Source organism: Arthrobacter sp. Y3223065, from assembly GCF_059090885.1.
In genome coordinates, this window is the sequence record NZ_JBNHGC010000005.1 from 141,219 (window position 1) to 159,357 (window position 18,139).

The window sequence follows — 18,139 nt, forward strand, 5'->3', positions numbered from 1 at the left end:
TCCGGGCAACTGGCGGCGGCGGAGGGAGAACTATATCGTGCCTGTGAGACAATAGGTGGCAATGTCTTCGCAGATTTCTTCCCCCCAAAAAACTTCCGACCGGCCCCAAGTGCGTCCCGCCGCCGAGGGCTGGAACCAGGCCGTCACCAGCGAGGGCCGCCCGCTGCTGCAGTTCAAGTCCCCGCGGGTCACGCAGCCGCCGGTCCACCTTGCCGACATGCCGCTGGCCGAGCGGCAGGAAAAGATGAAGGAGCTGGGACTGCCGGCGTTCCGTGCCAAGCAGCTGTCCACGCATTACTTCCAGCACTACACCACCGATCCCGAGCGGATGAGCGACCTGCCCAAGGAGCGGCGCGCTGAGCTGGCGGAGGCGTTTTTCCCCACCCTCCTCACGGAGGTCAAGCGGCTCGCCACGGACAACGGCGACACCATCAAGTTCCTCTGGCGGCTCTTCGACGGCTCCCTGGTTGAGTCGGTGCTGATGCGCTACCCCGGCCGCATCACGCTGTGCGTTTCCAGTCAGTGCGGCTGTGGCATGAACTGCCCGTTCTGCGCCACCGGCCAGGCCGGCCTGACCCGCAACATGTCCACCGCGGAGATCCTGGACCAGATTGTGCAGGCCAACCGGGTCATCGCCGAGGGCGGGCTGGGCGGCAAGCGCAAGGACGCCGGCCACGACGCCGAGCGCGTGACCAACATTGTCTTCATGGGCATGGGTGAGCCGCTGGCCAACTACAAGCGCGTGATGAGTGCCGTGCACCGCATGGTGGACGAGGCGCCCGAGGGCCTGGGCATGAGCGCCCGCGGCATCACTGTCTCCACCGTGGGCCTGGTGCCGGCGATCAACAAGCTGGCGGATGAAAACCTCCCCTTCACGTTCGCGCTCAGCCTGCACGCCCCGGACGACGAGCTGCGCGATGAGCTGATCCCGGTGAACTCCCGGTGGAAGGTCGACGAGGCGCTCGACGCCGCCTACGGCTACTACCAGCGCACCGGCCGGCGCGTCTCCATCGAGTACGCGCTGATCAAGGACATGAACGACCACGCGTGGCGGGCCGACCTGCTGGCCAAGAAGCTCAACAAGCGCGGCCGCGGCTGGGTGCACGTCAACCCCATCCCGCTGAACCCCACCCCGGGTTCCATCTGGACCTCGTCCGACCCGGACGTCACCCGCGAGTTCGTGGCCCGGCTCAACGACGCCGGCGTCCCCACCACGCTGCGCGACACCCGCGGCAAGGAGATCGACGGCGCCTGCGGCCAGTTGGCGGCGACGGAGTAACCCCTCAGAAATAACGACGGCGGCGGGCCGGGTCCTCGGATCCGGCCCGCCGCCTGTTTCGGCGCCGCTTTCGGGCCCCTCGTCGCCGCGGCCGGACCCCTCGTCGCCGCCGGCGGGAGGCCTGCCCGCTAGTCTGGGACCGCCGAGGGATCCAGATGTTGCCGGGGGACCCTGTCGCGGCTGTAGGTGATCTCGGTGTAGCCGTGCGGTGCGGGCTTGCCGTCCTCGCCCAGGTTCACGAATACGATCTTATCGATCGTCAGGATCGACTGGCGGGTGAACATGTTCCGCACCTCCGCCCGCATCGTCAGGGACGTCCGGCCGAAATGCGTGGCTTTCAGGCCCATCTCGATCAGATCACCCTGGCGGGCCGAGCTGACGAAGTTGATCTCCGACATGTACTTGGTCACTGCCTTGCCGTTGCCCAGTTGGACGATGGCGTAGATGGCCGCCTGTTCGTCGATCCACCGCAGCAAGCTGCCACCAAAAAGGGTGCCGTTGGCGTTGAGATCTTCGGGGCGCACCCACTTGCGGGTATGGAAGGAAAGGTCGTCGGTGCCCATGGGACGACTGTATCGGAATGGGCCGGCGGCTCGGCCGGGGCGTCTCGGAACAGCCCGCCCGCCGAGACGCCGGCCCGCGGTCCTAGGACTCGTCGAGCCTCTCGACGTCGTCGGCCTTCTTGGGCACATGCGGAATCGACTCCGTCGTCGGCGGCACCACGGGGGTGAGCACCGAGGCGTAGGCGTGTTCGCTGGAGTACTTGAGGAACGCCAAGTGCGCCTCGTACCGGTCGAGGACATCGTTGATGACCTGTTGCTGGGTCAAACCCATGAGGTCGTAGCCCTCGCTGCCGGTCTGGGTGAACACCTCGAGCCGATAGTACGTGTCGATTTCGCGGGGCATGCTGCGGCCGCCGAATGTCGGCACGGGGGCCTCGACCGCGGCCACCTGGTAATGGAAGTTGCGGTGGTCCTCCATGTTCACCACGAGCGTGTGCTCGTCGATGCCGGTCTTCGGGTTCGGCGTCGTCGTCATCTCCGCCTCGTAGCCGAGTTCGGTGAATTCCTTGGCGACGTCCTGCAGCGCCGGCTGCACGACCCGCTCGGCGAACTGTGCCACGGCCTTGTTCGACGGGTAGGACCGCAGCCGCGCCAGACGTTGCCGCCAGGTCTTCTCCGGTATCTGCCCGCCATGGGCGGCAGCAGTGCGCCGTCGCAGCACCTGCCCCTCGCGCTCGGCCCGTTCCATCCTGAGCACCTTCGAGAAGGAGGCCATTACCAGATACGCGATGACGGTCACCGGCAACGCGAAGATCAGGGTGGCGTATTCCATGGTCGTCACGCCGCCGGCCACCAACATGGCCACCGTGAGGAACGCCGTGACCAGGGCCCAGAAGATGCGCAGCCACTTGGCCCCGTCCATCGCCGGATCGGGAATCATGGAGGAGAAGTTCGACATCACCATGGCACCGGAATTGGCGCTGGTGAGGTAGAAGAGCAGGCCCGAGAGGGTGGCCAGACCGATCAGGAACGGCGCGCCCGGGAACATTTCCAGCAACGCATACCACCCGTGCTCGGGGCTGTTGATGGCCTCCTGCGCGAATTCGGTATTCCCGGCGAGCACCTCGCTCATGGCGCTGTTGCCGAAGATCGAGACGATGAAGAAGTCGCAGAGGACCGGAGCGGTGATGGCCGCGATGACGAATTCCCGCAGGGTCCGGCCGCGCGAGATCCGCGCCAGGAAAAGGCCGACGAACGGGCCCCAGGCCAGCCAAAAAGCCCAGAAGAAGAGGGTCCAGCCGGCCATCCACGCCGAACCGTCCTCCTCGTAGGCCAGGGTCTGCAGGGTGCGCTCCGGCAGCGAGAAGATGAAGCGGCCGATGTTCTCGACCATCGCGTTCAGCAGGAACGAGGTCTTGCCCGTGACCAGGATGTAGAGCATCATCGCTCCGGCAGCCCACAGGTTCAGTTCGGAAATCCACCGGATCCCCTTGTCCACGCCGGAAGTACAGGCCGCTACAGTCATGACGACGGCGACGAGCACGAGGGCAATCTGCAGGGCCAGCCCCTCCGGCAGGCCGAACAACCAGCTGAAGCCGACGTTGAGCAGGACGACGCCGATGCCCATCGAGGTGGCTACGCCGAAGACGGTGCCTACCAAGGCGAAAATGTCGATAACGTCGCCGGTCGCACCGCGCACCCGCTTACCCAGCAGCGGGTAGAGCGCGGCCCTGATGGACAGCGGCATGCCCCACCGGTAGGCGAAATACCCCATCGCCATGCCGAGAAGGGCATACATCGACCAGCCGGCCACGCCGTAGTGGAACATCGTCCAGACGACGGCGTCCTGCGCGGCTTCCGCCGATTCGGGTGCGGCGGTGGGAGGAGAAATGTATTGCGTGATCGGGCCGGTGACGGAGTAGAAGAGCATGTCGATGCCCACGCCGGCGGCGAAGAGCATGGCGACCCAGGTGAACAGGTTGTACTGGGGGCGTGAATGGTCGGGGCCGAGCCGGACGCTGCCTTCCTTGGAGAGGGCCACCCACAGGACGAAAAGAATGACCAGGGTGACGGTCAGGACGTAGAACCAGCCCAGATTGGTGGCGATCCAGCCGACCATGGTGTGCATCGTGCCGGCCGCGTTGCCCGGGGCGATGATGGCCCAGATGGAGAAGGCCAGGACGATCGCCGACGAGATGATGAAGACCCGCCAGTTGACCCGGGGGCCGCGGTTCTCGGTGAGTTCGGCCGGCCCCTTGCTCAGTTCCGTGCTGGATATGGGCGGGCGCTTGCCCTCGGAATCCGCGTCAGCGGATTTACGCCGTTCCGCCACGCCGAAGCGACTGCGTTCGACGAGTGGTTTCAGCGCCTCATTGTTCGAGATGCCGTCGTCTTCGGCGTTAGCCATCGGATTCTCCTTCTCTCGCGGGCGGCGCCTGTCGCTCTCGTCAGCGGCACGTCGCCCAAAAAACCGTGGCGGTGAACAGCGTAGACCTCCCAAGCCTGTCCGTGCCCACCTGTGGGGGAGCAATTTTTTCCGGTCCCCCGACTCCGTCTCCCCACCCCGGCCTGGACGCTGCTTCCCGGGAAAACCCGCGGCGTGGCTCCGCCAATGCGGTGCTCCTGGCGCCGGCGGCCAGGGCTGCTGCCCGTGTTGCCCTCGGCCCGCTAGTCGGGCGCTGTCCGGTGGTCCGGGTGGCGCCCCAGCGAGGGGAGTATGCCAAAAAAGTGGGACCCTGGCCTGAAACAGGCAAGGGTCCCACTAGTAGTTGCGGGGGTAGGATTTGAACCTACGACCTCCGGGTTATGAGCCCGGCGAGCTGCCGAACTGCTCCACCCTGCGGCGTTTCTGACTGTAGACCCCCCAGTTTCCAAACGACAAATTTGGTGAGGGGCGTCACCGCACGCGCCAGGAAACCTGTCATTCAAGCACGACGGCGAACGGCATCATCTGGGAGCCATGGGCGCTGCCCGTGACGCCTTCGAGGTCGCCCTGAAGTACTCGCAGGAGCGTCTGCAATTCGACAAGCCCCTTGCCGGCTACCAGCTGACTCAGCAGAAGCTGGTCGACATGGCCTTGGAGATCAATAAGGGATTCCTGCTGGCCCTGCACATTGGCCGTAAGAAGGATGCCGGCATCTTGGATATCCATCAGATCTCGGTGGGCAAGCTGAACGACTGCCGCGAGGCGATCGCGGTCTGCCGGGAAGCGCGCACCATCCTGGGTGGCAATTGTATTACCTTGGACTATTTACCGCTGCGCCACGCCAACAATCTCGAATCGGTGCGCACCTATGAGGGTGCCGACGAGGTCCATGCCCTGATCCTGGGCAACAAGCTCACGGGCATCCCGGCCTTCCGTTAAGGACATCTGATGGATGGGCTTCGTGAAGGCTGAACTGGGTTCCGGAAGGCGGACTGGCTGAGTAAGAACTAGGCCGCGAGGGCCTGAGCACGGTATTGCACCGCGCGCAGGCCATCGAGCTTTATGGAGGTTCTTTCGGTGGTGTTCCAGGCGGATGTATTCGTGGTGACGCCCCCAATGCATCGGTGCTGAGGAATCGGACGCGGTGGAAGAGCTCTTCCTTGAGACGTGCCCGAAGCCTGGGTTGGAATGCACGAGCGGCTTCTAGGAATACTGTGCTGCTCACCCGGAGGTAGCTATGTCGCCCTGACTGAAGACTTCCGTCGCGCTCGGCACCAAGCCGGCGAGGGAACGTCCCGCTACTGTTAGCACGGGTGCGTGCATTTGCCCTGTCACTGCAGCGCCGGGAAGCGTCGCGGACCTGATGCACCAAGGCAGGTGCTGAAGTGTTGGAGCGAGCACTGTGAGACCGCGGTATTGCTGGCTGGTCATTTCGGAGTTGGGGGTACGGCACCCACTAGGACCTGACATGGTCTGCTGGTTCGAGTAGCCGGGACACGGTGTAGCCGATGACCAGGCCCCAAAAGGCCGCGTGGATGTTGAAGAGACTCAGGCCGGAGATGGTCACGACGAACGTCACCAGAGATCCCAAAGTGAAGGTGGTGGCGAAGGCGGCCACGAAGGCCTGCTGGAGTGCCCGCAGCATGGCGAGGCCGCCCAGGGCGAGGACAAATTCCTTGGGAGTTGCGAGCATCAGCCTGGTGAGGGTGGGAGCCAGGGCGGCGCAGGCCAAGGCAAGAACACCGTACGTAACGGCGGCCGTGTACTGGCGCTCCCTGGTTCCCGAAGAAGTCAATAACGCGTTGGTGGGCCCGGTCACGCACGCCGATACCGCACCGAATGCGGCATTGAGCACGGAGAAAGCGCCGGAGGCAATAGCAAAAACGTTGACGGGCGGCTGGTGATTGGCAGTGCGGAGAACGGCAATGCCCTGGCCATTCTGAACGAACAGCACTGTGAGCGCCAGGGGAGCAACCAGCTCGAGCTGGGCTGCCCATGTGAACTCGGGAGGGGTGAAAATCGGGGCGGCCAGGAGCGGCCCGGCTTCTCCGGGGGTGAACTGGCCACTTGCCGCCACAGCCAGGCACCCTGCGACAAGGGTGCCGAGTACCGGCGGAAGGAACCTTCCTAGGGCGGGTACGGCGGTGAGGAGCAAGAATGCCACCACCATCGGTCCGGCTATTGCGGGATTCGCTTGGGTCGAAGCAACGATGTCTGTGCCGAACCTCAGGAACACGGCGGCAACCATCGCCATGACGATCGGCATCGGGGCCGCAGCCATGATCCTGCGAACCACGCCAGTGGTGCCCAGCGCGAGGATAAGCACACCTGAGGTGAAAAACGCTCCAACCACCTCCGCAAAGGACAGGTGCTGAAGTGACGGGCCTAGGAGCACCGTGCCGGGGATGGACCACGCGAAACCCAAGGGCTGGCGGTAGAGGAGTGACATGATTAGGGTCGCTGCGCCGCCGGAGAAAAGGATGCCAAACACCCAGGATGCGAGTTGCCCCTGGGTGAGTCCCCCCGCGGCACCGACGGCCAGGGTGACCGCGATGGGCCCGGAGGCTGTGAAGATGAGCCCGATTAGCCCGTTAACGGCGTAGGGCACGCTCACGTCGCGGAGGACCTGGCGAGGCCCTGCCGGGCGGAACTCCGGACGTTCCAGCAGAGGCTGGGGCGCCAGCGCCGCAGCGTGTGCCACATACGTCGTTAAGGGCGGGTTACGGCGGAATCGGGGCATTCTGGCTCCTGGCGGCATGGGCAAAAAAGACAGGCGCCCCAGAGTTTTGCATCCCCAGAGCGCCTTCGGTGCAGGGGCCATGGCCCCTGCACCGGTAATGAGCGGTGCTTGTTACTTGGTCTGGCCTTCCTTGGCGAGGACGTAGTCATAGACGACTTCCTCGCCAGTGCCGCCGTCCGTACGCGGCTGGGGGTCGAGCATCAGCTCAGGCTTGACTGCCGAAGCGATGTCGTCGGCATTGTGGGGGTCCCCGGGGAAGTACAGCTGCTGGGTGACAGACTGGAAGCCGGGCGCCGAAACCTTAATGTGGATGTGGGCTGGGCGCCATGCGTGCCAGCCTGCTGCACTGATCAGCTGACCGCAGGCCCCGTCCGTAGGGATTTGGTAAGGCGCAGGGCGCATCGTGTTGATTTCGAAGCGGCCATCGTCATCTGCCTTTACCGTGGCGCGGAAAAGCCACTCAGGCAGGCCCGGGGCGTACTGGGAGTAGAACCCGGCCGCGTCAGCGTGCCAGATCTCCACCTGCGCATTCCGGATGGGGTTGCCGGCCGTGTCTGTGAAGCGGCCGCTGAAGCGTAACGGGGTGCCCTCCTCATCGTCGCGCATCTGGACGGTGGCCGGAGATTCGAGTTCCGGGGAGCCGGGCACGTAGTAGGGGCCTTCGATGGTGCCCACGGTGCCGGGACGGTCCTGTGAATTGACGTCCTCCACAGTGTGCTCGAGCCACACGTCGAGGAACAGGGGCCACTCCCCGTCCGTGCCCACCTTGATCAGCCAAGCTTTGAGCGCGTTGTACTCCTCATAGGTGACCTGGTGCTCGACGACGATGTCGTTGGCGGCCCTGATCAGCGCCCCCGCCAGGAGGCTCACTCTTTCCTTCGGCACATCCAGCTGCGCGAGCTTGCCTGAGGTGGCGAAGCGCTCGGTCGCCTTTGAGCCGGCCTCAACGGCAGTTCCCTCGTTCTCATTACGGGTATCCGCTTGGGTCTCAGTCATGGTGGTATTCACCTTCCTCATCAGATAGGGGACAGGAAGGGTTCCTGCACCCGCCGCGTAGCGCAGGCGGAGCATGCACCTGCGGCGACGCGGCATCACGTGACGTCTGTCTCATCGTAGGCTTGGCATAAGGACGCTACAAATATTGATTTGGGTAGTTTTTTGTCATTATCGATACATAAATGCACCCTTGGTCGACCCTAGGTGTTTGCCTGATGTGAGGACAGTCACGAGGCGCAAGAATTGGCTGACAACGTCCGCCGCAGGCGCCTCAGCCTCGCCCCGGATCTCCGCCCATCCGTCCAGCACTCTCCAATGGAGGAGCACGCCATGACCGAGAACCTGACCCATGTCCGCGAGGTCCTTGCCGACGCTGTAATCGACGACCGTGAGAACGGCGTCATCCGGGCCAAGCGCGAAATCTTCACTGACCAGGACATTTTTGAACTGGAAATGAAACACATCTTCGAGGGGAACTGGGTTTACCTTGCCCACGAGTCCCAGATTCCCAACGTGGGGGACTACTTCACCACCTACATCGGTCGCACTCCCGTGGTGATTACCCGTGACAAGGACGAAAACCTCAACTGCATCGTTAACGCCTGTTCGCACCGCGGTGCGATGCTGTGCCGCCGCAAGACGGACAACCGCACCACGTTTACCTGCCCGTTCCACGGCTGGACGTTTAAGAACTCCGGGGAGTTGCTGAAGGTAAAAGACTCGCGCAATGCCGGCTACCCGGAGACCTTCAATAAAGAAGGCTCCCACGATCTCACCAAAGTCGCCCGCTTCGAGTCCTACCGCGGCTTCCTCTTCGGCTCCTTGAAAGCTGACGTCCTCCCGCTCGAAGAGCACTTGGGCGACGCCACCAAAGTAATCGACTCCATCGTGGACCAGTCCCCGGAGGGCCTGGAGGTGCTGCGCGGGTCGTCCACCTACACCTATGACGGCAACTGGAAGGTGCAGGCGGAGAACGGGGCCGACGGTTACCACGTCACAGCCGTGCACTGGAACTACGCTGCCACCACCGCCCGCCGCAGCGCCGGCGACTCCGCCAACAAGACCAAGGCCATGGACGCCGGCAAATGGGGCAAGGTCAAGGGCGGTTTCTATTCCTACGACCACGGCCACCTGCTGCTCTGGCAGGAATGGACCAACCCGGAGGATCGCCCGCTCTGGGACCGTCGCGACGAGCTGTGCGCGAAGTACGGCGAGGAGATGGCCAACTTCATGATCAACATCTCCCGGAACCTCTGCCTGTACCCGAATGTTTACATCATGGACCAGTTCTCCTCGCAGATCCGCCACTTCCGCCCCATCTCGGCGGACCAGACCGAGGTCACGATCTACTGCATAGCCCCCAAGGGCGAATCCCAAGAGAACCGGTCCAAGCGCATCCGCCAGTACGAGGACTTCTTCAACGCCACCGGCATGGCCACTCCCGACGACCTTGAGGAATTCAGGTCCTGCAACAAGACCTACTGGGCCACTGCAGCACCTTGGAACGACATGACCCGTGGCTCCACCCATGAGATCGCCGGCCCCGACGAACAGGCGCGGGCGCTGGGCATGTCCAGGGTGATCGCCTCCGGCGTGCGCACAGAGGATGAAGGACTGTACCCGATCCAGCACGGGTACTGGAAGGAAGTCATGGACCGGGCCCTGAAAGAGGAGGAGCGCTCCGCCCTGGACGCAGTTCCCGTCACCGCCTGACCAGCCCACGTGGAGCCAGAAAGAGTGGATAACACTATGACCAACCCGACCCAAACCGCCACGGCACTCAAGACCGCCGAGGAGATTGCCACGCTCGAAACCGTCCGGGCCTTCCTGTACAAGGAAGCACGCCTGCTGGATGACCGCCAGTTCGACGAGTGGCTCGAGTGCTACCACCCGGACTCCGAATTCTGGATGCCTGCGTGGGACGTCGACGACCGGCTCACCCAGGATCCGCAGAACGAAATCTCCCTTATCTATTACGACAACCGCGGCGGTATCGAGGACCGCGTGTTCCGGATCAAGACGGACCGGTCCTCTGCCACCTCACTGCCGGAGCCGCGCACCGGCCACAACATCACTGATATCGAAATCCTGGAGCACGACCGCGGCCGGGTGCAGGTGCGCTTCAACTGGTTCACCCTGTACTTCCGCTACAACACAACGGATACGTACTTCGGAACCAGCTACTACACGATCGATCTCTGTGCCGAGGAGCCAGTGATTCTGAAGAAGAAGGTCGTCCTGAAGAACGACTACATCCACCACGTGGTGGATGTCTACATGATCTGAGGGCCGCGCCGGTGCCGGCACCGGCCGGGCGCCGGCCCCGACTGGTTCGCAAGCTGTGCCCAACGTTCACACAACAACTTTCCCGGGTAGCGACGACGCGCCCGCTCAGACAGGAGGAATCATGGGCCACGAGGTAGCCCTCAGCTTCGAGGACGGCGTAACCAAAGTCATTAAGGTCGGCGACTACGAAACAGTCATGGACGCCGCGTACAAGGCACGCATCAACATCCCGTCAGATTGCCGTGACGGTGCCTGTGGCACCTGCAAGGCATTCTGCGATTCCGGCTCCTTCGACCCGGGGGACTACATTGACGACGCGATGACCGAAGAGGAGCTCGAAAAGGGCTATCTGCTTACATGCCAGGCTGTGCCGGAGTCAGACCTGGCCATCCAGATCCCTGCCACGTCGGAATCCGCGAAAACGGCCGCCACCACCTTCACCTCAACCATAAAGGAACTCAACAAGCACTCGGATAGCACAGTGTCCTTCACCCTCGAGGTGCAGAACCGGGACGCGCTGGCCTTCCTTCCGGGCCAGTACGTCAACCTCAAGGTCCCTGGAACTGACGCCGAACGCTCCTATTCCTTTAGCAGCGGCCCCGAGGTGCAGGACGCGTCCTTCATGGTGCGGGTGACTCCGCAGGCGCAATGTCGGAGTACCTACGCGACAGGGCGGCAGTGGGCGACACCATCGAATTCACGGGCACTTACGGCTCATTCTTCCTGCGTGAGCCTAAGCGCCCCCTGCTGCTCCTGGCAGGCGGCACGGGCCTGGCCCCGCTGCTGTCAATGCTCGAGAAGCTCTCCAGCAATCCGCCTGCCACCCCGGTCCATCTCATCTACGGCCTAACCCGGGAGGCAGATATCGTCGGCTTGGACTGGCTGCGGGAGTACGAGGCGAAGCTACCGGGATTCACTTGGGATTACATTGCCTCCGAACCTGGCACCTCCGCCCCCCACACGGGCTATGTCACCCAGATCATCGAGCCCGCCCACCTCAATGAGGGCGATGTAGACATCTACCTGTGCGGCCCGCCCCCCATGGTCAATGCTGTCTCTAAGTGGCTGGACGCCGAAGGCATCCAGCCTGCCAACTTCTACTTCGAGCGGTTCGCCCCGAAGGAGACCACCGGCGGCGATGCCGAGACGGGCGCACCAGCACCCGCCGAGAAGATCGAGACCGAGGGCGACACGATGAGCCGCGGCGAGGCCGTCTCTTCCCTGGAGACCGGCCGTGTGAATTTCCGCAAGGAGGACAGTTTCGCCCAGCTGGATGCCCGCATGGGTTTGGAGCTTGCAGTAAGCGAGCTGATGCTGGGCCGGCTCAGCGAGGAGCAGCTACGCCAGTTCCGGCGGCTCGCCGAGGCGACAACACGCTCAATCGATGCAGGGGCCATCAAGGAACCGGAGGAGTTCGCGCGCACCAACGAGGAGTTCCACGAATACCTCTTCATGATCTGCGATAACCCCATGCTTCTCGAGTCCTACCGCCGGCTCGACGTCCACGCCCAGATGGCCGCGGCGCTAGAAGAAGGATCCCGGATTTTCAACCGGGTCACCCAGGACCACCTTGACATCGTCGACGCCTTCGAGCGCCAGGACAGGGCGCGCCTGCGTGAGGTCATCACCGACCATGCACGTGACGCGAAGGAGACCATGGCCGGTGCGATCGACGCAAAGGCTGCCCGCTAATGGCAGCGCCATATGCGGGACAATTCCTTACCCCGGGCCGGTACTCCGGCAAGGTAGCCGTAGTGACAGGAGCCGCGCAAGGCATCGGCCAGAAGGTTGCCCAGCGCATCGGTGCCGAGGGCGGAGCTGTCGTCCTTGTGGACCGGGCCGAGCTCGTCCACGAGGTGGCAAGCGGTATCGATGAGGCCGCACAGGCTGCCGGTTCCGGAGGCTCGGCCACGTCCGTGACCGCTGACCTTGAGACCTTCGCGGGAGCGTGGCAGGCCGTGGAGGCGGCGGTCGCCGCCCACGGGCGGGTGGACGTGCTGGTAAACAACGTCGGTGGCACCATCTGGGCCCGCCCATACGAAGAATACGACGCAGACAAGATTGAGAAGGAAATCCGCCGCTCGCTCTTTCCCACCCTTTGGAGCTGCCGGGCCGTGCTGCCAATAATGTTGGAGCAGGGATCGGGCACGATCGTCAACGTTTCCTCGGTGGCTACCCGCGGGCTGCACCGCGTGCCGTACGCGGCGGCGAAGGGCGGCGTCAATGCGTTGACCCAAGCGTTGGCGATGGAAGTTGCCGGGCGCGGCATCCGAGTGGTCGCGACCGCCCCGGGCGGTACCGAGGCGCCTCCCCGCCAGGTCAAGCGAGGGCCGGACGCCGAAACTGAGGTGGAAAAGGCCTGGTACCAGGTGATCGTCGACCAGACCGTGCAGTCCTCCTTCATGAAGCGCTATGGCACCCTGGACGAACAGGCGGCGCCCATTGTCTTCCTCGCATCAGATGAAGCGTCATACCTGACCGGGAGCATCCTGCCGGTCGCCGGCGGGGACTTGGGATAAGACACTCTTGAATCCCCGCTTCAAGGGCCAGACGGCCCCCTCCGGTAGACTTGCCGGCATGACTGCCGGGTCCATCCAAGGCGAAATAACGGAGGACTCGCCGCTGGTGGGTCGGGCCCGGGTCTTCGAGGAACTCCTCGAAATCCTCCGCGCAGTGCGCAAAGGCAACGTCGGCACAGTGGTGCTCACAGGCCCATCAGGGTCCGGAAAGACCGCCGTGCTGAATTCCTTCGTGGAACACTGCCATACTGTGGCGCGTGGAATCCGGGTGCTGTCCGCTATGGGGGATGAATGGGAGGCACAGTTTGCCCTCGCCGGTTACTCCCAGCTCATGCTCACTTCGCCGCTGCGTTCGGCGAAGGGTTACGACAGCGGCCCGGCCTTGCCTGCGGCGCCCGTCGCAGCTCTCACCACCGGCCAAATGGTCAACTACGCCTTGACTCTCAGCACACACCTCGAAGGGCTGCAGTCCCACGGGAGCGTGGTTGTCGCCGTCGATGACGTCCACAAACTGGATGTGGAGAGCCTGCGCATCCTCACCTTCGTCATGCGACGGCTGCACGGCAAACGAATCCTGTTCCTGCTGACACTCAACCCTGCCGACGCTCCGCGCATCCCCGCTGGCGTGCTCGATTTCCTCACCGGCCACCAAGTGGTGCGCATCCCCCTGGAGCCGCTTTCCCCGCAGCAGGTCCAGGAAGTCGCCCGGCGCTTGCTCGGTATAGACCTCAGCGTGACGGCAGCCCACGGTCTGGTCCAGCACACCAAAGGCCTGCCGGAACCAATCGTGGAACTGCTGCGCGAGCTGCCGGCAGAAACCTGGCTGTCGTGGTTTCCAACCCTGCCGCCGACGTCCCGGGTGCGAGCCAGGGTGCGCAGCATCCTGAATGCGGCGTCCCCCGGGCTCGTATCCGTCGCGGAGGCCGCGTCCGTGCTCGGGCGAAGCGCCGGCCTGGCCGAGGTATCCCAGGTCAGCGGGGTTGCGCCCGTCATGGAAGTCCTCGACGAAGGCCACCGCGCCGGGCTGCTGGAACTGTCCGTTGACCAGGCGCGTTCCGCCATAGTATTCGTTCAACCCGGCTCGGCAGAAGCAATTTACGAACAAATTGTTCCCAGCCGGCGTATTGCGCTTCATCAGCTGGCTGCCGAAGCCGTCGAACTAGAGGGCGAACGGTTGGGCCACCGGGTCTCGGCGACCCCCGTCGCAGATGAGTCCATGGCCGTGGAGCTGGAGGACTTCGCGCGCCGCCAGGCCACGGTGGGGGCCTGGCAGGACGTCTCAACGGCGCTGTTCTCCGCATCCCGGCTCTCACTGGATATCCGTTCCCGCAACGACCGGCTCCTCAGGGCTGTGGATGCCCTCGTTGGCTCCGGCAATGTCGCCCAGGCGCAGATGTGGGCCGCCGCCGTGGATGCTTTGCCATCCTCGCCGCTCCGCTCCTCCGTGCTGGGATACCTGTCCACGGTGTCTGGCCAAAATGACAGTGCACAGACCCAGCTGGAAATGGCCTGGCGCACCAGCAACCCTCAACGTGAACCCGCCGCCGCGGCGCAGGTGGCACAACGTCTCGTCCTCCACGGGGTAGCGTCCTGGGATGGCCCGCTGATCACCGGCTGGGCCGAGCGCGCCATGGCGCTCACGCAGCCGGGAACCCCTGCCCACATAGAGTCAGAAGCCATCTACGGCCTGGGCCTGTATGCCCGGGGTCGGATCGGAGAGGCGGAGGCCTCCTACCAGCGGGCTTTTGCACATGCTGCCGAGAACGCCCAGAAGCAGCGGGTTCAAATGGGGGCAGGCTGGTTGGCGTTGCGCCTCGACAATGTTGAGTCGGCACTGGTGAATTTCGAGTCCGCCGCCCCCACCGAGTACCGCGGCGGATCGCTGCGGATTTCCCTGTGGGCTGAGGCATGGCTGGCCCGCACGCACCTCGTGCTAGGAAACTGGGATGCGGCCGCCGCCACAGTAGCGCGCGCAAGCGTGCGCCTTGAAACATCGCGGATGCCGCTGATACGACCCCTGCTGTACTGGACCGCCGCTGAGCTCTGGTCCATGCGGGGCGACTGGGACCGGGCGCGATACTACGTCTCGCAGGCGGCGGTTCAGCCGGGGACCTACCGCGCCATGCAGGTTCCGGCAAGCCTGGCCCGGGCCCGCTTCCACGAGGCGAGGGCGGATTATGAAAGCGCTTTGGCCGTTCTGCAGCCGCTAACGGAGCTGGACCCGTGGACGGAGAACCGCGTGTCTTTCTGGCCGTGGCAGGATACGTACGTCAACGCCCTCGTCATGACTGACCAGCTCGACGCCGCAGAATCCTTCCTAACGGCTTTCGAGGGCGTGCAGCGCGAGCGGGAAGTTCCCTCTGACCTGGCAAGGATGGAGTGGGCGAGGGGGCGGCTGCTGGCCGCACAGGGGGACCCCGACACGGCCAGGGAACACTTTGAGGCGGCCCTGAGACACATCCGCGGGCTGAACCGGCCGTATCTGCGGGCGCGGATAAGTTTTGCCTTCGGGCAGAGCATGCGCCGGGCCGGCAAACGGCGCCTGGCCTCCTCCGTGCTGCGTGCGGCCCGGGATCTTTACGACTCCCTTGGGGCGGCAACCTATGTGGAACGCTGCGACCGGGAGCTCAAGGCGACCGGTCTGGACGTCGGGAACCTGCCCGACCCGGCCGACCCCGTGCTCAGTGCCGTCAGCGATCACCACGTCCAGCTCACTGCCCAAGAGCACGCGGTGGCTGAGCTGGTAGCGGCCGGGGCCACCAATAAGGAGGCAGCCCGTGCCCTGTTCCTCGCGGAGAAGACGGTGCAGTACCACCTGACGCGGCTCTACCGGAAAATGGGCATCCGTTCCCGCAGCGAACTCGCCGCCGGGTTCCGGACAAGGACTGACCCGGAAACCCGGCCTGCGGTGATGCCTACTCGGGTGCCTACTTGACGTCTGAGGGGTGCTTGGCGAGCGGCACTACCGAAATGTCCATGTAGGGAAACAGGGGCAGGTTCTGCAGGATCTCATGGAGTTCGTCGTTGGAATCGACGTCGAAGATGGAATAGTTGGCATATTCGCCCACCACGCGCCAGATTTCCGGCCATTTGCCCGAGTGCTGCAGTTGCTGGGAGTACGCCTTTTCCTTGGCCTTAATCTCGGCGGCTTCAGGGGCAGGCAGGTCGGCGGGCAGTGTTACGTCCATGTGGACCAGGTACTTCACGGGTTCCTCTCTGTGGAAGGGGGCTATCGATCGGTGCGGTAAAGCGCAAGCTTGTCCTCGTCAATGGCGGTACCCACCCCGGGGCCTTCGGGGACATGGATGCGCCCGCCAGTAATGGTCAAGGGCTCGGCCAGCAGGTCATCTTCAATGTCCAGGTAGTTTGACAGCTCCGCGGCCCGTTTGGCCGTATGCGCGAATGCGGCGCCGAAGACCACCGAGGCGACCGTACCGACCTGGGTATCAATTTGATTGCCAATGTAGACGTCGACGCCCATGCCCTCGGCCATCCCAACAATTTTGGCGGCTTCAGTAAAACCCGAACGGGCCGTCTTTACCGCCAGCAGGTTTGCCCCGCCGGTAAGGATTTCCCGGGCGGCCTCGCCGAGGTTGGGGGCAGATTCATCAGCGGCTATGGGTATGGGGGAGTTCGTCACGAGGCGGCGCCGGCCCAGGACTTCGCGGGCGTCGTCCGGTTCCTCAAGGAACTGAAAACCCAGGTTCGCCGTGCGGCGCAGTACCTCGGCCGCCTCGTTGGCTGACCAGCCCCGGTTGGCGTCCATGTACAGCTCTGCGTCTTCACCAAGGCCTTCGCGCAAAACCCGTGCGGCCTCGATATCGAGGTGAAGCGGACGTCGGCCGGTCTTAAGCTTGAACGTGTTGATTCCGTGCATCTCTCGGAACTGCAGGGCCAGCGCCAGCAATTCCTGTGCAGGCTTAAAACCGAGCATGTGGGAAACCCGCAATGAGTCGGTGTATCCGCCCAGCAGTTTCGTCACCGGCTGCCCGAGGGTCTTGCCAATAACGTCCCACAGCGCGATGTCCACCGCGCCCTTGGCAGTCTGGTTGTGTATCGTCCGGTAAAGGATCTCCTGGATTTTCTCCCGGTCAAAGATGTCGACGCCGATCAGTTGCGGGGCGAAAACATCCTGCACCACCGCAACGATGGACTTCTGCGTCTCACCGTAGGTGTAGGGCCGCGGTGGCGTGTCGGCGGTCCCCACCACCCCGTCGTCCGTGCGAAGCCTGACGAGGACATGGTCTGCGTCATTAACGGAACCGGACGCGAAATGCAGCGGATGGCGATAGGGGATCGAGTATGGAATCGCATCAATGGCTGCGATCTTCATGGAGAGGAAAGCCTTTCATCAGTGGGAAACGACACCGGGTCGGGCAATGCAGCGGCCGTCGACGGTCCCGCAGTAGCGGCCACCACGACGTCCAGAAAGTTGTTTAACAGTGCTGAGCGGTGCCCGCGCATCCAAGCGACAGCGAGCTCCACGGGCGGGGCGTTTTCGATCTCCCGGTAAGTAACCCCATCGAGCTGGAACGCCCGCACCCTGGACGGCATGATCGCTACACCGCCCCCGGCAGCCACGAATGCCAGCATCGTGGAGGTCTCACCTACAACTTGGGTGATCCGTGGCTGGAAGCCTGCCTGGCGGCACAGGTCTGACGTAATGCGGAAGAGCACGGACTCTGGCGCATAGGAGATGAAATCCTGGTCCTGCAGTTCATGCATCGCCACGGTCTTGTCTTCTGCCAGGGCGCTGAACGAAGGCAGGGCAACGACGAGCGAATCCTGGGCTACGACGCGGTAGTCGATCTCCTGGGAAGCGACCGGGGGTCGCAGCATCGCCGCGTCCAGCGTTCCGTCGCGCAAGCCTGCCTCCATAGAGGGCGTGAGCATTTCGCCGTTGAGGGCAAGGGACAAGCCTGGGAGGACCTCATTGGCAAGGCGGGCAATCTGAGGCATGACACCGTAGGTTGCTGACCCCGAGAAGCCCACCCGGAGGACGCCGGTGGCACCCTTGCCTACCTGGTAGACGTCCGCCGTCAGCGTCTCAACGTCATTGACGATCTGTCGTCCGCGGTCAAGCAGGAGCTGTCCCGCTGCCGTGAGGTCCACCCTGCGCGTGGTGCGGTTGAAAAGCCGCACTCCGAGCTGATCTTCCAGCTGGCGGATTTGCTGCGAAAGGGGTGGCTGTGCCATGTGCAGGCGCTTGGCCGCCCGGCCGAAATGCCGCTCCTCGGCAACCGCAATGAAGTAGCTGAGCTGCCGGATTTCCACCGTAGTGCCACCCTTCTGCGTTGACCGTTCCTGCCCGCTGCCCTGAACGAAGATTGATTCATAGAATAGCCATAAAAAGCCTTACTGGTACATTTTGAAAGCTCAATCGGGCTAGGT

The 18,139-nt window shown here is 63.8% G+C and carries 13 protein-coding genes, 1 tRNA gene and 2 pseudogenes; 8 read left to right on the forward strand and 8 right to left on the reverse strand.

The window, feature by feature from the left end; all coding sequences use genetic code 11:
• Positions 1-61 precede the first annotated feature (61 nt).
• Positions 62-1,279, forward strand: a complete 1,218-nt coding sequence (rlmN, locus tag AC5RUK_RS13980; RefSeq protein ID WP_494152541.1) for a dual-specificity RNA methyltransferase RlmN — start codon at positions 62-64, stop codon at positions 1,277-1,279.
• Between the two features lie 128 nt (positions 1,280-1,407).
• Here rlmN and AC5RUK_RS13985 read toward each other — a convergent pair whose 3' ends face one another.
• The 3 genes from AC5RUK_RS13985 to AC5RUK_RS13995 all read right to left on the reverse strand — a co-directional run bounded on the left by AC5RUK_RS13985 (position 1,408) and on the right by AC5RUK_RS13995 (position 4,624).
• On the reverse strand, positions 1,408-1,842 hold the full coding sequence (locus tag AC5RUK_RS13985; protein ID WP_494152542.1) for an acyl-CoA thioesterase: 435 nt from the start codon (positions 1,840-1,842) through the stop codon (positions 1,408-1,410).
• 82 nt (positions 1,843-1,924) lie between these two features.
• Positions 1,925-4,189 carry a choline BCCT transporter BetT gene (betT, locus tag AC5RUK_RS13990; protein ID WP_494107228.1) on the reverse strand — a complete coding sequence of 755 codons (2,265 nt, stop codon included), beginning with the start codon at positions 4,187-4,189 and terminating at the stop codon, positions 1,925-1,927.
• A gap of 361 nt (positions 4,190-4,550) precedes the next feature.
• A tRNA-Met gene (locus AC5RUK_RS13995) sits at positions 4,551-4,624 on the reverse strand.
• Between the two features lie 111 nt (positions 4,625-4,735).
• On the opposite strand from AC5RUK_RS13995, the pseudogene AC5RUK_RS14000 reads away from it, so the two are divergent.
• Positions 4,736-5,146, forward strand: a pseudogene (locus AC5RUK_RS14000) (acyl-CoA dehydrogenase family protein); the annotation flags it as partial.
• Positions 5,147-5,663: 517 nt separating this feature from the next.
• Here AC5RUK_RS14000 and AC5RUK_RS14005 read toward each other — a convergent pair.
• Together AC5RUK_RS14005 and catA are read right to left on the reverse strand one after the other, a co-directional pair.
• Positions 5,664-6,947 (reverse strand): benzoate/H(+) symporter BenE family transporter, encoded by a 1,284-nt coding sequence (locus AC5RUK_RS14005; protein ID WP_494152543.1) that lies wholly within the window; start codon positions 6,945-6,947, stop codon positions 5,664-5,666.
• A gap of 111 nt (positions 6,948-7,058) precedes the next feature.
• The gene (gene catA, locus AC5RUK_RS14010) at positions 7,059-7,943 is read right to left on the reverse strand and encodes a catechol 1,2-dioxygenase (RefSeq protein ID WP_494152544.1); all 885 of its coding nucleotides are present in this window, start codon (positions 7,941-7,943) and stop codon (positions 7,059-7,061) included.
• Positions 7,944-8,273: 330 nt separating this feature from the next.
• Between catA and benA the strand changes: the two genes are divergently transcribed.
• The 6 genes and pseudogenes from benA to AC5RUK_RS14040 all read left to right on the forward strand — a co-directional run bounded on the left by benA (position 8,274) and on the right by AC5RUK_RS14040 (position 15,683).
• On the forward strand, positions 8,274-9,656 hold the full coding sequence (benA, locus tag AC5RUK_RS14015) for a benzoate 1,2-dioxygenase large subunit (RefSeq protein ID WP_494107231.1): 1,383 nt from the start codon (positions 8,274-8,276) through the stop codon (positions 9,654-9,656).
• 36 nt (positions 9,657-9,692) lie between these two features.
• Entirely contained in the window at positions 9,693-10,229 is a 537-nt protein-coding gene (gene benB, locus AC5RUK_RS14020; protein WP_494107232.1) for a benzoate 1,2-dioxygenase small subunit, read from the forward strand.
• 196 nt (positions 10,230-10,425) lie between these two features.
• Positions 10,426-10,812, forward strand: a pseudogene (locus AC5RUK_RS14025) (2Fe-2S iron-sulfur cluster-binding protein); the annotation flags it as partial.
• Between the two features lie 65 nt (positions 10,813-10,877).
• Complete coding sequence (locus AC5RUK_RS14030) at positions 10,878-11,921, forward strand: FCD domain-containing protein (protein ID WP_494152545.1); 1,044 nt, start codon at positions 10,878-10,880, stop codon at positions 11,919-11,921.
• The gene (locus tag AC5RUK_RS14035) at positions 11,921-12,748 is read left to right on the forward strand and encodes a 1,6-dihydroxycyclohexa-2,4-diene-1-carboxylate dehydrogenase (protein WP_494107234.1); all 828 of its coding nucleotides are present in this window, start codon (positions 11,921-11,923) and stop codon (positions 12,746-12,748) included. The genes AC5RUK_RS14030 and AC5RUK_RS14035 overlap by 1 nt, the downstream gene beginning before the upstream one ends.
• 58 nt (positions 12,749-12,806) lie before the next feature.
• Positions 12,807-15,683: an ATP-binding protein gene (locus tag AC5RUK_RS14040; RefSeq protein WP_494152546.1), complete on the forward strand. Its 2,877-nt coding sequence runs from the start codon at positions 12,807-12,809 to the stop codon at positions 15,681-15,683.
• On the opposite strand, the gene catC is transcribed toward AC5RUK_RS14040, so the two are convergent.
• From catC to AC5RUK_RS14055, 3 genes are read right to left on the reverse strand one after another with little or no spacing between them, the layout of a single operon-like run.
• Positions 15,676-15,954: a muconolactone Delta-isomerase gene (catC, locus tag AC5RUK_RS14045; RefSeq protein WP_494107236.1), complete on the reverse strand. Its 279-nt coding sequence runs from the start codon at positions 15,952-15,954 to the stop codon at positions 15,676-15,678. The two genes, AC5RUK_RS14040 and catC, sit on opposite strands and share 8 nt — an antisense overlap.
• Before the next feature lie 23 nt (positions 15,955-15,977).
• A complete protein-coding gene (locus tag AC5RUK_RS14050) occupies positions 15,978-17,081 on the reverse strand; it encodes a mandelate racemase/muconate lactonizing enzyme family protein (protein ID WP_494152547.1) in 1,104 nt (367 codons plus the stop codon).
• Positions 17,078-18,022: a LysR substrate-binding domain-containing protein gene (locus tag AC5RUK_RS14055; protein WP_494152548.1), complete on the reverse strand. Its 945-nt coding sequence runs from the start codon at positions 18,020-18,022 to the stop codon at positions 17,078-17,080. The genes AC5RUK_RS14050 and AC5RUK_RS14055 overlap by 4 nt, the downstream gene beginning before the upstream one ends.
• Positions 18,023-18,139: the final 117 nt, after the last annotated feature.

Excerpts from the sequence above, each read along its gene's own strand:
- rlmN (WP_494152541.1), top strand. The coding sequence starts at position 62 with ATGTCTTCGCAGATTTCTTCCCCCCAAAAAACTTCCGACCGGCCCCAA.
- AC5RUK_RS13985 (WP_494152542.1), bottom strand. The coding sequence starts at position 1,842 with ATGGGCACCGACGACCTTTCCTTCCATACCCGCAAGTGGGTGCGCCCC.
- betT (WP_494107228.1), bottom strand. The coding sequence starts at position 4,189 with ATGGCTAACGCCGAAGACGACGGCATCTCGAACAATGAGGCGCTGAAA.
- AC5RUK_RS14005 (WP_494152543.1), bottom strand. The coding sequence starts at position 6,947 with ATGCCCCGATTCCGCCGTAACCCGCCCTTAACGACGTATGTGGCACAC.
- catA (WP_494152544.1), bottom strand. The coding sequence starts at position 7,943 with ATGACTGAGACCCAAGCGGATACCCGTAATGAGAACGAGGGAACTGCC.
- benA (WP_494107231.1), top strand. The coding sequence starts at position 8,274 with ATGACCGAGAACCTGACCCATGTCCGCGAGGTCCTTGCCGACGCTGTA.
- benB (WP_494107232.1), top strand. The coding sequence starts at position 9,693 with ATGACCAACCCGACCCAAACCGCCACGGCACTCAAGACCGCCGAGGAG.
- AC5RUK_RS14030 (WP_494152545.1), top strand. The coding sequence starts at position 10,878 with ATGTCGGAGTACCTACGCGACAGGGCGGCAGTGGGCGACACCATCGAA.
- AC5RUK_RS14035 (WP_494107234.1), top strand. The coding sequence starts at position 11,921 with ATGGCAGCGCCATATGCGGGACAATTCCTTACCCCGGGCCGGTACTCC.
- AC5RUK_RS14040 (WP_494152546.1), top strand. The coding sequence starts at position 12,807 with ATGACTGCCGGGTCCATCCAAGGCGAAATAACGGAGGACTCGCCGCTG.
- AC5RUK_RS14050 (WP_494152547.1), bottom strand. The coding sequence starts at position 17,081 with ATGAAGATCGCAGCCATTGATGCGATTCCATACTCGATCCCCTATCGC.